At 61.8% G+C, this 13,961-nt stretch carries 11 protein-coding genes; 7 read left to right on the top strand and 4 right to left on the bottom strand.

The annotated features are described in order from the left end of the window. Together K6118_RS11720 and K6118_RS11715 are read right to left on the bottom strand one after the other, a co-directional pair. Window positions 1-1,275 carry a hypothetical protein gene (locus K6118_RS11720; RefSeq protein ID WP_247120542.1) on the bottom strand — a complete coding sequence of 425 codons (1,275 nt, stop codon included), beginning with the start codon at window positions 1,273-1,275 and terminating at the stop codon, window positions 1-3. A 175-nt stretch (window positions 1,276-1,450) separates the two neighbouring features. Then, window positions 1,451-2,071 (bottom strand): 2OG-Fe(II) oxygenase, encoded by a 621-nt coding sequence (locus tag K6118_RS11715; protein ID WP_247120541.1) that lies wholly within the window; start codon window positions 2,069-2,071, stop codon window positions 1,451-1,453. Window positions 2,072-2,403: 332 nt separating this feature from the next. On the opposite strand from K6118_RS11715, the gene K6118_RS11710 reads away from it, so the two are divergent. Next, a complete protein-coding gene (locus K6118_RS11710; protein WP_247120540.1) occupies window positions 2,404-5,187 on the top strand; it encodes a M10 family metallopeptidase C-terminal domain-containing protein in 2,784 nt (927 codons plus the stop codon). 54 nt (window positions 5,188-5,241) lie between these two features. On the opposite strand, the gene K6118_RS11705 is transcribed toward K6118_RS11710, so the two are convergent. Further along, complete coding sequence (locus K6118_RS11705) at window positions 5,242-6,087, bottom strand: sterol desaturase family protein (protein ID WP_247120539.1); 846 nt, start codon at window positions 6,085-6,087, stop codon at window positions 5,242-5,244. Window positions 6,088-6,205: 118 nt separating this feature from the next. On the opposite strand from K6118_RS11705, the gene K6118_RS11700 reads away from it, so the two are divergent. Continuing rightward, the gene (locus tag K6118_RS11700; RefSeq protein ID WP_247120538.1) at window positions 6,206-7,096 is read left to right on the top strand and encodes a LysR family transcriptional regulator; all 891 of its coding nucleotides are present in this window, start codon (window positions 6,206-6,208) and stop codon (window positions 7,094-7,096) included. A 7-nt stretch (window positions 7,097-7,103) separates the two neighbouring features. On the opposite strand, the gene K6118_RS11695 is transcribed toward K6118_RS11700, so the two are convergent. Continuing rightward, a complete protein-coding gene (locus K6118_RS11695; RefSeq protein WP_247120537.1) occupies window positions 7,104-7,454 on the bottom strand; it encodes a hypothetical protein in 351 nt (116 codons plus the stop codon). A gap of 138 nt (window positions 7,455-7,592) precedes the next feature. Here K6118_RS11695 and K6118_RS11690 point away from each other — a divergent pair, with 138 nt between their 5' ends. The 5 genes from K6118_RS11690 to K6118_RS11670 all read left to right on the top strand — a co-directional run bounded on the left by K6118_RS11690 (window position 7,593) and on the right by K6118_RS11670 (window position 13,950). Continuing rightward, entirely contained in the window at window positions 7,593-7,979 is a 387-nt protein-coding gene (locus K6118_RS11690; RefSeq protein ID WP_247120536.1) for a DUF302 domain-containing protein, read from the top strand. Between the two features lie 179 nt (window positions 7,980-8,158). Continuing rightward, on the top strand, window positions 8,159-9,454 hold the full coding sequence (locus K6118_RS11685; protein WP_247120535.1) for an NAD(P)/FAD-dependent oxidoreductase: 1,296 nt from the start codon (window positions 8,159-8,161) through the stop codon (window positions 9,452-9,454). 88 nt (window positions 9,455-9,542) lie between these two features. Beyond that, window positions 9,543-9,743, top strand: coding sequence for a YgaP family membrane protein (locus K6118_RS11680; RefSeq protein WP_247120534.1), 201 nt, complete (start codon window positions 9,543-9,545; stop codon window positions 9,741-9,743). Window positions 9,744-9,766: 23 nt separating this feature from the next. After that, window positions 9,767-10,732 (top strand): efflux RND transporter periplasmic adaptor subunit, encoded by a 966-nt coding sequence (locus K6118_RS11675; protein WP_247120533.1) that lies wholly within the window; start codon window positions 9,767-9,769, stop codon window positions 10,730-10,732. Then, a complete protein-coding gene (locus tag K6118_RS11670; protein ID WP_247120532.1) occupies window positions 10,729-13,950 on the top strand; it encodes an efflux RND transporter permease subunit in 3,222 nt (1,073 codons plus the stop codon). The genes K6118_RS11675 and K6118_RS11670 overlap by 4 nt, the downstream gene beginning before the upstream one ends. Window positions 13,951-13,961: the final 11 nt, after the last annotated feature.

Raw genomic sequence — 13,961 nt, 5'->3', positions numbered from 1 at the left:
TCACTCCAGTGCGGACAGATATTGCCGCGTCAGAATTTTACCTTCCTCAACCGCGGGCTGATCGAAGGCGTTGACGCCCATCAGGTGTGCGGTCAGGACAGTTTCAAGCATGAAGGACACGAAAAGGCCACCCAAATTTTCTTCCGAAAGCGCGTCGATGACGATCTCGCGGACGGTGCGGCCTTTGCCCCGCAAGGTTTCCTGCGTGGCGCGGGACTGGCAGGTGACCATGTCGCCGATGGTGCGGCCCGCCATGTAATCGAGGCCGTAAGCCTTGGCTTCGTCTTCATCGATTCTCGGGCCCTTGCCGAAGCTCGGGATGGTGATGATGGTGACGAACTTGTCATTGGGGCCATCGAGGAAAAGTTGCAGCTGGCTGTGCTGGTCCACCGGGCCGACGGCGCGGATCGGCGTGGTGCCGAGGCCGTCCTTGCCCAGGCTTTCCGCCCACAGCTGGCCGTGCCAGCGGGTGAAAGCGCGCAGCACTTCAGCATAGGGCATGACCAGAACCTGGGTGATGCCTTTATGTTCGTTCAGTGTCTGCGTGAGCGCGGCGCCGATGACGGCAGGCGCGCTTTCCGGGTTCTCGATCAGGTCCTTGCAGACCTCTTGGGCGCCATCGCGGAAGCCTTCGACCGACAGGCCGGAGACCATCACCGGCAGCATGCCGACGTTCGTGAGCACGCTGAAGCGGCCGCCGACGTCCGTGGGGTGATCCAGGATCGGCGCACCCAGCTTTTCACCGTAGGTGCGCAAGGGGCGCGTCCCCGGCTCGGTGATGAAGGTGAAATGCTCACCGATGGCATCTTCGGCCACGGCGGTTTCAAGCCACGCCCGGCAGGCCAGAAGCTGGGCCAGCGTCTCCGCGGTGGTGCCGGATTTGGAAATCGCCAGTACGTGGGTGTTTTTGGGGTCGAGCGTCCTGAAGAGCCGGTCCATCTCGAACGGGCACAGGCTGTCCGGCGTGTGGATTTGGGTGCCGGTGCCGTCGATGTAGCGCGAAATGGCAAGCGCCGCCTGCGCGCCGAGGCTGGAGCCGCCGGTCCCGAGCACGATGAGGTTTTCGAACGTCGCGGTGATGCGCGCCGCCGCCGCTTTCATCGGGGCCATGTCCGGTCCGGTCGAGGCCTGACGGGCGAACGGCAGCAGTCCATCAGCCGCCAGCGCACGCGCATGATCCGCCGCCTTTTTGAGGTTGGCGTCAAAGGCTGCGCGGATGCCCAGGGCATCCAGGTGATCGTGAAGGCTTTTTTGACCGAACGAGGTGGCGAACATGATTTCTTCCAAACACTAGAGTTTCCAACAATGACAACGCTGCCATTTAGGAAAGGAAGGGCGTGTCTTTCAAGACATTTCCTTCTAATGATGCATGACTGTTACCGGAAAATGACCCCCCGCGCAATTTGACGGGCGAGAATAGTGCAACCCTATGGCGGGGTGTGGGGCTTTTTCAGGGCACCACGGCGTTGGCGCGCGGGCATTCGCGGAACCACAGATTGAAGGCCCATTTTTCGCCCTCGATCACCGGGCATCCGGCATGGAGCGACTGCGGGTGGCAATTGACCGTGCCGGATTCGCAGTTATGGAACACCAGAAGCTTGCCGCGTTCGGGCGGGATGGTGATGCCGATGTTCGGGAAGTCTGTCTCCCCGCCCTTGGTCACGTTGGTGAGGTACCCGAGCGCGGTAATCAGCCGCTGGCCACCGCCTTCCCAGTTGCGCTTGCCCGAAGGTGTGTTCGGGTCGAAGGCGTCAAAATGCGCACGGTATTCGGCGCCGGGGCCGTAGCGGATCATCTGGATGCTTTCGGCGTGGCTGAGCGGCATCCCGATAAGGCCTGCGACGCGCGCCGCGATCCGCCGCGTGGCGGGGTCGGCGTCATGTTCCAGCCAGCACATGTCGTTGGTGCGCGCTTCCACGACGATCGAGTCATCGTCGCCCGAAACTTCGCCGCGCGTCATCGTCCTGGCCTTGGCTCGGGAAATCAGGTGGCTGCATTCCACAGGCGAGACGAAATTGTCGATGGTATAGATCCGCGGGTCCAGATGAAGGTCGATAATGGCGCGTAGCATGGGCGTTTCGGTGGCCTTTTGTATTCCTGTTCTAGTCCCCCTGAACTTTAAGGGGATTTTGAAAATGTGCCAGTGGCTTTTTGGCGAGGCGGGAAGTCCACGGAAAAAGTACGGAGGGAAGGCGGTCTAACCTTTGTCATAAACTTGCGGCGTATGCTGCGCGGGAGGAGGTGCCAGTCTCAAAAAGGCCATGATGGTACGCTGGCATATCTTTTGGGAGCGCGGGCGTGCCGGGTTTGCTATTCTGCTATGCAACGGAGGCTGGTATCCCATAGTCTTGATAGAGTTCGGCCAGAGGGGACGGTCGGGCGTATCTTTTTTGAGGGTAAAAAGTGGTAGATATTCCGAACGACTTAAGTACGACGGCGAGCGTCACCCAGGGTGCTACCTACACCGGCACGATCGATACGGCGGGTGATGAGGATTGGGTCGCGGTCACCCTGCAGGCGGGGGTAACCTACGCCATCAGTATGCAGGGCCAGCCCACCGGCGCGGGCACGCTTGAAGACCCGTACATCAAAGGGCTTTATGATGCCTCGGGCACATCCCTGGGCCTGTCGGATGACGATGGCGGGACCGGGCGGAACAGCCAGCTTGTTTTCACACCCACGGTAACCGGCACCTATTATGTCTCGGCCGGCGGCTGGGACACCACCACCGGCACCTATACGCTCAGCTATGATAATTATGTCGCGCCGGACCCGACCCCGACCACCGATGCCGTGGCAGAGAATGTCGACGCGAGCGGTGTGACCGAGATCGACGCGCTGCTCAACCTCACGCGCTACCAGAATGTCGAGCATGCGTCGACAACGCATGTGACCTACAGTATCCCGACCGCGAATAGCGTTTACTCGGACGCCAACAACGATTATGGCGCCAGCAACGGCGACGGCGAACCCTGGACCGGTCTTCAGGGGCTGACCGCAGCCGAGCAGGAAGTCTTCCATTATGCGCTCGACCAGGCCGCCAGCCTGGCCGCGCTGACTTTCGATGAAGTACCGGACAATGCCACCAGCGCAGGCACCATCCGCGCCGCCTGGACCGGGGTTGCCGATAACAGCGCCGCCGCCTGGGCCTATCTGCCATCAGGCTCGGTGCTCGCGGGGGACATCTGGTTCCTGAGCCAGAACCTGGATACCGGTGGCCGCGGCTCCTACTTCGAGCTGACCATGCTGCACGAGCTTGGGCACGCGCTCGGCCTGAAGCACAGTTTCGAGGCCGACCCGACCGGCGTGACCATGCCGAGCCAGTATGAAGGCCTCGAATATACGGTCATGTCCTATACGATCTCGGCCGAGCATCCGGAGGCCCAGGGCGCGAGCTTCTATCCCACCACCTACATGTATTGGGATATCAAGGCGCTTCAGTATCTCTATGGCCCGATCGACAAGGCGGTGGGGGATACCACCTACACGTTCGAGAACGGCACCAAATATTATGAAACCATCTGGGATACCGGCGGCAACGATACCTATGATGCCTCGCTTACCTCGGCCAATGTGGCGCTGAACCTGACGCCGGGCAGCTGGAGCAACGTCGGTACCCGGATTTCTCTCTATACCAACGCGGCCACGCTGGTGAAAACCGACACGGTCTACACGCCGCCGGAGATCACCATCGAAAATGCCATCGGTGGCACCGGCGACGATACGCTTACGGGCAACAGCGTCGCCAACAGCCTGGAAGGCGGTGCCGGGGATGACATCCTCAAGGGCCAGGGCGGCCAGGACACGCTTGATGGCGGCTCGGGGAATGACAGCCTGACCGGCGGCACGGGTGCCGATGTGTTCGCGTTCGACAGCGGCTGGGGCGATGACGTCATCACCGACTTCACGGTGGGCACGGATGAATTCGACCTGTCGGCCGCGGGCCTCAGTTACGGGACCGTCACCATCAGCCAGGGCGCGAACGGCGCGGTCCTTTCCGACGGGTCGGGCGATACCATCACGCTGACCGGCGTTGACAGCAGCTACATCAGCCGCGGTGATTTCGGGGCAACCGGCACGGCATCGTCCGGGAACGACGCGATTTACGCCACTGCGGGCAATGACCGCATCAAATCGCTTGCCGGGAATGACACGGTCGATGGCCGGGGCGGCAATGATTTCATCTCCGGCGGCTACGGCAGCGACATGCTGATGGGCGGGTCCGGGAACGACGAAGTCTATGCCGGGGCCGGGAACGACAGTATCCGCGGCGATGGGGGCAACGATATCCTCGGTGGCAGTACGGGCGACGACCTGATCATCGGTGGCAGCAGCGAAAGTTCCCTGTTTGAATTTTCGTCCGGCAGCGGTGATGGCGCCGATACCCTGTTCGGCGGTGACGGCAACGATACGCTGGTCGGCGGCAGCTGGAACGACAATGGCAATGGCGTGGTCGAAGTCGGTGAGGTCAGCGATAGCACCGGAGACGCGGGCAATGTCATCTGGTCCGGCACCGGTGATGACCTGGCCTACGGTGCCGGTGGCCGTGACACCATCGGTGGCGGCGAAGGCAATGACGACCTGTTCGGGGAGGGCGGCAATGACGTCCTCTATGGCGGCCCCGGGGCGGCCAATGTGTCGAACGACACGCTCACGGGCGGTGCCGGGAACGACAGCCTTTATGCCGGGGACGGTAATGACGTTCTCGATGGCGGCGCGGATAACGACCTGATGTTCGGCGGTAACGGGTCGGATACGCTGGATGGCGCCTCCGGCTCCGACACGCTTTGGGGCGGCGACGGCAATGACACGCTCACGGGTGGCGGCGGGGCCGACACGCTCAACGGCGGCACGGGGAACGACAGCCTCAATGGTGACGACGGCAATGACCGCATCAACGGCGGCCAGGGCGATGACACGCTTACCGGCGGTGCCGGGGCTGACACCTTCGTCTTCGCCGCCAACCATGGCGATGACAGGGTCACCGACTTCAACAAAGACGAAGACATCCTGCAGCTTTCGGGCACGACGACGGACTTTACGTCGCTTTCCGGCGTCCAGGCGGCGTCAAGCGAGGTAACGGTGAGCGGCGTGGCCGGGCTTCTGATCAACACCGGTGGGGGCGACAGTATCTTCCTTGTCGGCCTGCATATGTCCGACCTGTCGTCGATGGACATCACTTACTAAAGACAAAGGCATCCGCCGGGGGATTGGCGGATGCCTCTTGCTTGCCTTGGGGGTTCAGGCTTCTTGTGTGTCGGCATCCGGTAGCGGGCTTGCGGCCTTCACGCCGTTTCCGGCGCCGGCGAGGGGCCATGCCACTTCCTGCTTCCAGCTCACGGGCTCAAGGCCTTCGATGCCGTATTCCTTAGGGTAGCGGCGCGTGATGTGCGCGGTGCCGAACAGCACGTCCCAGAAGAACAAGAGGTTGCCGTAGTTGCCCTTATAGTTGGTGACGCCGTCCTCTTTATGCAGGCCATGGTGCGCAAAGTGGGTCGAGGGCGTAGAGATCGTACGTTCAACGATCCACAGGAGCGGCGACAGCCATGGCCGCTTGATCAGCGCCTCATCCCAGCGCACGCTCGAATGCGCGCCGATGATCACCGCCATCTTGATGATCAGATAAGCCGGGTAGATGACGCCGAGCCCCATATAGACGAGGACGGAGGAGATCCACAGGCTGGGCATGAACAGATAGTAGAAGATATTGTTCCGGTAGACGACGCGCACGCTCATATAGGACGCACTGTGGTGCGCGCGGTGCAGGTTATAGAGGAACGGCACGGCGTGCGACGTGCGGTGCCACCAATATTGCACCATATCGTCGCCGACGAGAAGCAGCACGACCATGGCCGGGACCGGCAGGTCAGCCAGCATACCCTGCGCGGCGGGGAAGAAGCGGTCGCCCAGCGTATGGACAGCAGCGAGCACCAGCGGAATTGTGATGACGGTGATGGCGATCATCGACAGGGCCTCGATGATCCAGTCCCGCTTTTTGGAGGCGCCGCGGTTCGGGAAGCGGCCGGTGAGGACTTCAAGCGCCACGAACCCGAGGAATACACATAGGACGACAAGTTTTTCGTTCATCTGACAGTTTCCCTTCCAGCCCCACACAGGGGCTTTCCTTCCCATCTGTCACTCTAGCGGTTCCTATACATAAGAATTAGTGATAAATAATACTGAATAAATAACTTATGGATATGTAATGCTCGAAATCCGTCACCTACGGCACCTGATCGCCATCGTCGACCATGGCGGGCTCGAGAAAGCCGCTGAGGCGCTGCATCTCACCCAGCCCGCGCTCACCAAAAGCCTGCGCCGGATGGAGGCGCTTCTGGGTGTGCCGGTGGTCGAGCGCGCGGGCAGGCGGCTGGTGCTTACCGAAATCGGGGCGGATATATTGGCGGACGGCAGGCGGCTGGTGCAGGACGCCGATGAGGTCGAGCGCCGGGCACGGTTGTGGCGCGAAGGCGGCGCCGGGCGTGTAACGGTCGGGGTCGGCCCGGCCGTGCAGGCGGGCGTGGTGCCGGATGTGCTGACCCGGCTCAGCGGCGATGCGGCGCTCGAAGGCGCGCTCCTCATTGAAACCGGCCATGCCGACAACCTGCTGCCGCGCCTGATGGCTGGCAGCCTGGATTTCGCGGTCTATGACTTTGACGTCGATCCGCACGACCCGGACCTTATGGCCACCCCGCTCGCGCCCGAGCCGGTGGCGGCGATGGTGCGGGCAGGGCACCCTTTCACGGAAACCCCGCCCAAGAGCACTGAGGACCTGCGCTCATATTCCATCGGCACAGTCCCTGCGCCGCCAGGTCTCCGGCAGGCAGCGGATGACATGATCCGCCAGATGGGCACAGGCATGACGCTCGAATGCGATAATTACGACTCACTGGCCGAAGTGGCGCTTTCGGGCGACATGGTCGTGCTTGCGCCTGACCGGGTGATCGCCCGGCTTGCCCGCCACCGGCCGCTCGTGGCCGTCTCGCTCGCCTTCATGGCCATGACCACGCGCCCGCAGATCATCCGCCGCCGCCACCGGCCGCAAAGCCCGCTTTCTCTGCGGCTGATGAAACTTTTCGAGGACGTGGCGGGCTGAAAGGCGTTTAGCCGGGAACGGCGGGTATTTCCCGCCGGAGGTCAGGCTCATTATGAAGGAAGGTTAGGCTGAGGGAGAGGAATATCTCCGCATCCCCGGTGGCCCCGCCGCCTGTGAAATCCGCAAGCCGGGCGAGGCTTTCTGTATCCAGCCGGACACCGGCATCTTTCATCCGTGCGGCCAGGGCAGGGAGCTGTTTGGCGGGCAGGGCCAACTGGAAAGCGGCGGCCATGTTTGAGAAAAGCGTATGATCGACAACCCAGCCCTCTGCGCCGGTAACGGCGTGGCCGATGGCGGCGATAACCTGATGCCGGTCCTGCCGTGTGACGCCTTCGAGCCTCAGCCGTTTCGGTCTCACACCTGATCTCCCGTTCCGCTTGTATAAAGTCAAGAAACTGTCAGCCTTCATATAGTATCAGGGAGACAGGATGCCACCCATCGGGCCCTGAAAAGGGGCGGGTCGGCGATGTTTTTCCGCAAGGTGAAGGAGACGGGCATGAGCTACCATTTCAGCAAAACGGTTGAGGGTGATTTCGATGAAGTGATCGCGCGGGTGACGGAGGCCCTGAAGGCCGAGGGCTTCGGCGTACTGACCGAGATCGACGTGCAGGCGACCCTCAAGAAGAAGCTGGATGTGGATTTCCGCCGCTACCGTATCCTCGGGGCCTGCAACCCGGTGCTCGCCCACAAGGCGCTGGAGGCCGAGGATAAGATCGGCACCATGCTGCCGTGCAATGTGGTGGTTCAGGACGCCGGGGATGGCAAGGTGGAAGTCTCCGCCGTTGATCCTGTCGCCTCGATGGCATCGGTGAAGAACGACAAGCTCGGCGATGTCGCCGGGGCTGTCCGGGGCAAGCTTTCGGCAGTGATCGACGCGCTTTAAAACGGCTCTTCCGCGCCAGAAACACGCGGGACCGGACAAGGTTGACACGTTTCGTCAGATTTTGACCTGCGTCAATGTGGCGCTATCGCCGGAATGGTAAATTTGTAATAGTAAGGATTAGTGGACAAATTTTGTCCGATGGATTAGACCGCTCTTTGCGGAAACTGGGAGAGTATGTAATGGCACATATCGTGGTATTGGGCGCCGGTCTCGGCGGCACCATTATGGCCTACGAATTGCGGGATGCCGTCGGGAAGGCACACCAGGTCTCCATGGTAAACATCGGTAGCACTTATTCCTTCGTGCCATCGAACCCGTGGGTCGCAGTTGGCTGGCGCAGCAAGGAGTCGATCGAGGTCGATCTCGCAGCCGTGTGCAAGAAGCGCGGCATCAAGCTGTATCCGCAGGGCGCCAAGCGCGTTCTGGCCAAGGAAAAGGCGCTTGAGCTCAATGACGGCGAAACGCTGGCCTATGACTATCTGGTCATCTCGACCGGGCCGGAGCTGGCCTTTGACGAAATCGAGGGCCTGGGCCCGGATGCCAATACCGAGTCCGTGTGCCACGTCGACCATGCCGTTAAGGCGCAAGAGTCCTTTGCCGAGCTGGTGAAGAACCCGGGGCCGGTGATCGTCGGCGCCGTGCAGGGCGCATCCTGCTTCGGCCCGGCCTATGAATATGCCTTCATCCTCGATAAGGCCCTGCGGGACGCCAAGGTGCGCGACCAGGTGCCGATGACCTTCGTGACCTCCGAACCCTATATCGGCCACCTCGGCCTCGATGGCGTGGGCGACACCAAAGGCCTGCTCGAGAGCGAGCTTCGCAACCATCACATCAAATGGATCTGCAACGCCAAGGTTGAGCGGATCGAAAAAGACAAGATGATCGTCTCCGAAATTGCGGAAGACGGCTCTGTCGCCAAGGAGCATGAGCTGCCGCAGGTTTACACCATGATGCTGCCGCCGTTCCGCGGCGTGCCGGCCGTGCGTGACATCGAAGGCCTCGTCAACCCGCGCGGCTTCGTGATCGTGGACAAGCACCAGCAGAACCCGGCTTTCCCGGAAATCTTCGGCATCGGCGTCTGTGTCGCCATTCCGCCGGTCGGCAAGACCCCGGTTCCGGTCGGTGTGCCGAAAACCGGCTTTATGATCGAATCGATGGTCACGGCGACCACGCGCAATATCTGCCGCCTGCTCGAGGGCAAGAAGCCCGACACCCAGGCGACCTGGAACGCGGTCTGCCTGGCGGACTTCGGCGATTCGGGCGTGGCCTTCGTGGCCCAGCCGCAAATCCCGCCCCGGAACGTCAACTGGGCGTCGTCGGGCAAGTGGGTGCATGCCGCCAAAATCGGCTTCGAGAAATACTTCCTTCACAAGATCAAGAGCGGTGTGTCCGAGCCTTTCTACGAGAAGCTCGCGCTGCAGGCGCTCGGCATCGGCAAGCTGAAGGATGTCAAAACCGAAAAGTCATCCGACTAAGTCGTCGGATGAACCCAAACATACACGGAAGCGACATCAGGTTCGTTTCCGTGTATGGTAAAAATACAACCCTGTTAGGAGACATGACATGTCTGTAGATAAAGCTGTTCTCGCATTTGCCGGCATTATGGTTCTGTTGTCGGTCGCGCTGACCGTGTGGGTCTCGCCGCTGTTCGTTTGGCTGACTGTCTTCGTCGGCGCCAACATGTTCCAGTCGGCCTTCACTGGTTTCTGCCCTGCGGCCATGATCTTCCGCAAGCTGGGCTTCAAGCCGGGTAACGCCTTCTAAAAACTGAAAGAGAAGAAACCGCTATGCGTGTGCTTTTCCTCCTGGTCGGGCTGTTTGCGATAGCAAGCCCGGCCTTCGCTGAAGCTATTTCCCTCACGCCGACGTCCATCACTGAATGGAAGCCGGTTTACGGCCGTGTGGAGGCCCGCTATACCGTGCCCGCGCGTGCCCGTATCGGCGGCGTGGTCATGAAGCTGACCGTCACCGAAGGCGATGCGGTCAAGGCCGGCCAGCAGATCGGCCTGGTGCAGGACCAGAAGCTGGCCTACCAGACCGATGCGCTCGACGCCCAGATACGGGCGCTCGAATCGCAGCTGAAGACGGCTTCGGCCGACCTCAAACGCGGTGAGACGCTTCTGGAAAAGGGTGTGGTGACCAAGCAGCGGCTTGATCAGCTGCGCACGCAGGTGGATGTGCTCCGCAACCAGCTTCAGTCTACCAAGTCCCAGCGCTCGGTGGTTGAACAGCAAAGCACGGAAGGCAAGGTCCTGGCCCCGCTTGACGGCAAGGTGCTGACGATCCCGGTCACGGTCGGTTCGGTCATCCAGCCGGGCGAAGCGCTGGCCATGGTTGGCGGTGGCGGCTTCTTCCTGCGCCTCGCCATCCCGGAACGTCACGCCGAAGCGCTGAAGCAGGGCGCGCCGATCCGCATCACCACGGTGGACGGCGAAAGCGAAGGCCACTTGGCAAAAATCTACCCGGAAATCCAGAACGGCCGCGTGGTCGCCGATGTGGAGGTCAAGGATCTCGACACAGACTTCGTCAACGCGCGGATGCTGGTTGAGGTGCCGGTGGGCAAGCGCGATGCGCTTCTGGTACCGGCAAGCGCCGTAACCACCCGGTCGGGCCTCGACTTCGTGATGGTGAAGGAAGACGGGCAGACGGTGGAACGCGCCGTGGTGCCGGGTGAGCACATCAAGCATGACGGCGGCGACTATGTCGAAATATTGAGCGGCCTCGCCGCGGGTGACACGGTTATCGTCCCATGAGCGAAAATTCCACGAATGAAGAACAGGGGAAACTGGGCATTGCGGGGGCGCTGACACGCGCCTTCATCAAATCGCCGCTGACCCCGCTCTTTCTGATCGCGGCTTTCGCGTTCGGGCTTATCGCGCTCGTCACGCTGCCGCGGGAGGAAGAGCCGCAAATCTCCGTGCCGATGGTGGATATCCATGTGCGCGCGGACGGGCTTAAGGCCGAAGACGCGGTCAAGCTGATCACCGAACCCTTGGAGACCATCGTCAAGGGCATCGACGGCGTTGAGCATGTCTATAGCCAGACGAGCGACAACCAGGTGATGGTGACGGCGCGTTTTGTTGTCGGCACCTCGGCCGATGCCGCCGTCCTCAGGGTGCATGACAAGGTGCGCGCCAATATGGACCGCATCCCCGTCGGCATCCCCGAACCCTTGATCGTCGGACGCGGCATCAATGATGTCGCCATCGTCTCGCTCACCTTGGCGCCCAAACCGGGCATGGACAAGGAGATCAACGCCAATGACCTCACCCGCATCGCGCGGGAGCTGAGGACCGAACTTGCCAAGATCGAAAATGTCGGCCTGACCTATATCGTCGGTGAAACCGGTGAGGAAATCCGCATCGCGCCTGACCCCAAACGTCTCGCGCTCAATGGTATCACGCTTCAGCAGCTTGCCGGTAAGGTCCAGGGCGCCAACCGGTCGTTTCCGGCGGGTCTGGTGCGCGACAAGGGTCAGCAGATTTCGGTGCTTGCGGGCGAAACCCTGAAGACGCCGGAAGACGTCGGCAACCTGCTGCTGACCTCACGGGATAACCGCCCGATTTACGTGCGCGATGTCGCGGATGTCAGCTTCGCCACCAATACGGCTGAGCATCTGGTGGCCAATGTCACCAGGGACAAGGACGGCAAAATCCAGCGCGTACCGGCGGTGACGCTGGCGCTGGCCAAGCGCGCGGGCGCCAACGCCGTGACCGTAGCGGATGAGATCCTCAACCGCGTCCATATGCTGGAAGGCACCCTGATCCCGAAAACCGTGCAGGTTGACGTGACGCGGGACTATGGCGAAACCGCGAACGAGAAGGCGAACGAGCTTCTGTTCCACCTGGCCCTCGCCACCGTTTCGATCATCATCCTCGTCTGGTTCGCGATCGGCCTGCGGGAAGCTGGCGTGGTCGCCATCGTCATTCCGGTGACCATCCTGCTGACGCTGTTCGCCTCGAACCTGATGGGCTACACGCTCAACCGGGTGTCGCTGTTCGCGCTCATCTTCTCCATCGGTATTCTGGTGGATGACGCCATTGTCATCATCGAGAATATCGCGCGCCACTGGGCGATGAAGGATGGCAGGGACCGCCGCCGTGCCGCGATCGACGCGGTTGCGGAAGTGGGCAACCCGACCATTGTGGCGACGCTCACCGTGGTTGCGGCACTGCTGCCGATGCTGTTCGTCTCCGGCATGATGGGCCCTTATATGAGCCCGATCCCGGCGAACGCCTCGGCCGCGATGATCTTCTCCTTCTTCGTCGCTGTCATGGTGACGCCGTGGCTGATGATGAAGATCGCAGGCAAGGCACCCGCGCATGCGGACGCTGACGCGCAACCGCACGGCGGCAAGCTCGGCCATTATTATGCGATGGTCGCGGGCCCGATCCTGGAGACCAAGAAGAAAAGCTGGATCTTCCTCGGTGTTGTCGGGGCGCTGACCCTCGGCTCGCTCACGCTTTTCTACACCAAGCATGTGACCGTGAAGCTGCTGCCGTTTGACAACAAGTCGGAGCTGGCGGTGGAAGTCGACCTGCCGGAAGGTTCGTCGGTTGAAGCCACCGACGCGGTCGCGCAGGACATCGCAGACAATGTGCTCAAGATGCCGGAAGTCATTTCCGCGCAAACTTACGCGGGCACGGCGTCGCCCTTCAACTTCAACGGCCTCGTGCGCCACTATTATCTGCGCATGAAGCCGGAGCAGGGCGACGTTGCGCTGAACCTGACGCCGAAGGGCGACCGGTCCCGCACGAGCCACGAACTCGCGCTCGAAATCCGCAACCGGCTCACGAAACTGGATGTGCCCAAGGGCACGCGCCTCAAAGTTGTTGAGCCGCCTCCCGGCCCGCCGGTCATGGCGACCTTGCTTGCCGAAATCTATGGGCCGGACGCTAAAACCCGGCGCGCGGTTGCAGCCCGGGTCGAAAAGGCCTTCCGTTCGGTGCCCTTCATCGTCGACGTGGACAATAGCTACGGTGTTCCGGCCCGCCGGCTGAGGGCGACCATCTCCACCGATGACGCCGAATATTTCCACGTGCAGGAAAGCGACGTGTTCGACACGCTGGCGATCCTCGGTGGCGGCAAGACGGTGGGCTATTCGCACCGCGGTGGCGGGCGTCAGCCGATCCCGATCCGGATCGAGCGGCCGAAGGGCCAGAAGACGCTGGATGAGGATTATCTCACCACGCCGATCCCCGCCAACGTGCTGCCGGGTGACCGGGGCGTTGTCGAACTCGGCGATGTGGTCAGAGTGAAGGAGGAGCGGGATTCTTACCCGATCTTCCGCCACAATGGCCGCTCGGCTGAAATGGTGACGGCGGAACTCGCCGGGGCCTTCGAAGCGCCGCTTTACGGTATGCAGGCGGTCGACAAGGCGCTGGACGCACAGGACTGGACCGGCCTTCAGAAGCCCGTGATCTCGCTCCATGGCCAGCCGGAGGATGAAAGCCATCCGACGCTCTTGTGGGACGGTGAATGGGAAGTGACCTGGGTCACCTTCCGGGACATGGGTGCCGCCTTCGGGGTCGCCCTTCTGGGCATTTACATCCTCGTGGTGGCCCAGTTCGGCTCCTTCAAGTTGCCGCTCGTCATCCTGACGCCGGTGCCGCTCACCTTCATCGGTATCCTTCTGGGGCACTGGATGTTCGGGGCACCCTTCACCGCCACGTCGATGATCGGTTTCATCGCGCTCGCGGGGATTATCGTGCGCAACTCGATCCTGCTTGTGGACTTCATCCGGCATTCGGCCTCACCCGGCCTGTCGCCGGTTGAGGTGCTGATCGAAGCCGGCGCCATCCGCTTCAAGCCGATCATGCTGACCGCGCTCGCGGCGATGATCGGGGCGGCAGTGATCCTGGCGGACCCGATCTTCCAGGGTCTTGCCATCTCGCTGCTGTTCGGCCTGTTGTCCTCAACGGCGCTGACCGTGCTGGTGATCCCGGCGATCTACCGGGTGCTCAGGACATAAGCACGGCCTGA

It is taken from the genome of Kordiimonas marina, assembly GCF_023006325.1.
In the GTDB taxonomy this organism is placed as follows: Bacteria; Pseudomonadota; Alphaproteobacteria; order Sphingomonadales; family Kordiimonadaceae; genus Kordiimonas; species Kordiimonas marina.
Note: the sequence above shows the minus strand (reverse complement) of the source record. Positions and strands in the feature narration are given on the sequence as shown.

What these genes read in the sequence shown, in the direction of transcription:
- K6118_RS11720 (WP_247120542.1), bottom strand. Translation starts at nt 1,275, where the DNA reads ATGTTCGCCACCTCGTTCGGTCAAAAAAGCCTTCACGATCACCTGGAT.
- K6118_RS11715 (WP_247120541.1), bottom strand. Translation starts at nt 2,071, where the DNA reads ATGCTACGCGCCATTATCGACCTTCATCTGGACCCGCGGATCTATACC.
- K6118_RS11705 (WP_247120539.1), bottom strand. Translation starts at nt 6,087, where the DNA reads ATGAACGAAAAACTTGTCGTCCTATGTGTATTCCTCGGGTTCGTGGCG.
- K6118_RS11700 (WP_247120538.1), top strand. Translation starts at nt 6,206, where the DNA reads ATGCTCGAAATCCGTCACCTACGGCACCTGATCGCCATCGTCGACCAT.
- K6118_RS11690 (WP_247120536.1), top strand. Translation starts at nt 7,593, where the DNA reads ATGAGCTACCATTTCAGCAAAACGGTTGAGGGTGATTTCGATGAAGTG.
- K6118_RS11685 (WP_247120535.1), top strand. Translation starts at nt 8,159, where the DNA reads ATGGCACATATCGTGGTATTGGGCGCCGGTCTCGGCGGCACCATTATG.
- K6118_RS11680 (WP_247120534.1), top strand. Translation starts at nt 9,543, where the DNA reads ATGTCTGTAGATAAAGCTGTTCTCGCATTTGCCGGCATTATGGTTCTG.
- K6118_RS11675 (WP_247120533.1), top strand. Translation starts at nt 9,767, where the DNA reads ATGCGTGTGCTTTTCCTCCTGGTCGGGCTGTTTGCGATAGCAAGCCCG.
- K6118_RS11670 (WP_247120532.1), top strand. Translation starts at nt 10,729, where the DNA reads ATGAGCGAAAATTCCACGAATGAAGAACAGGGGAAACTGGGCATTGCG.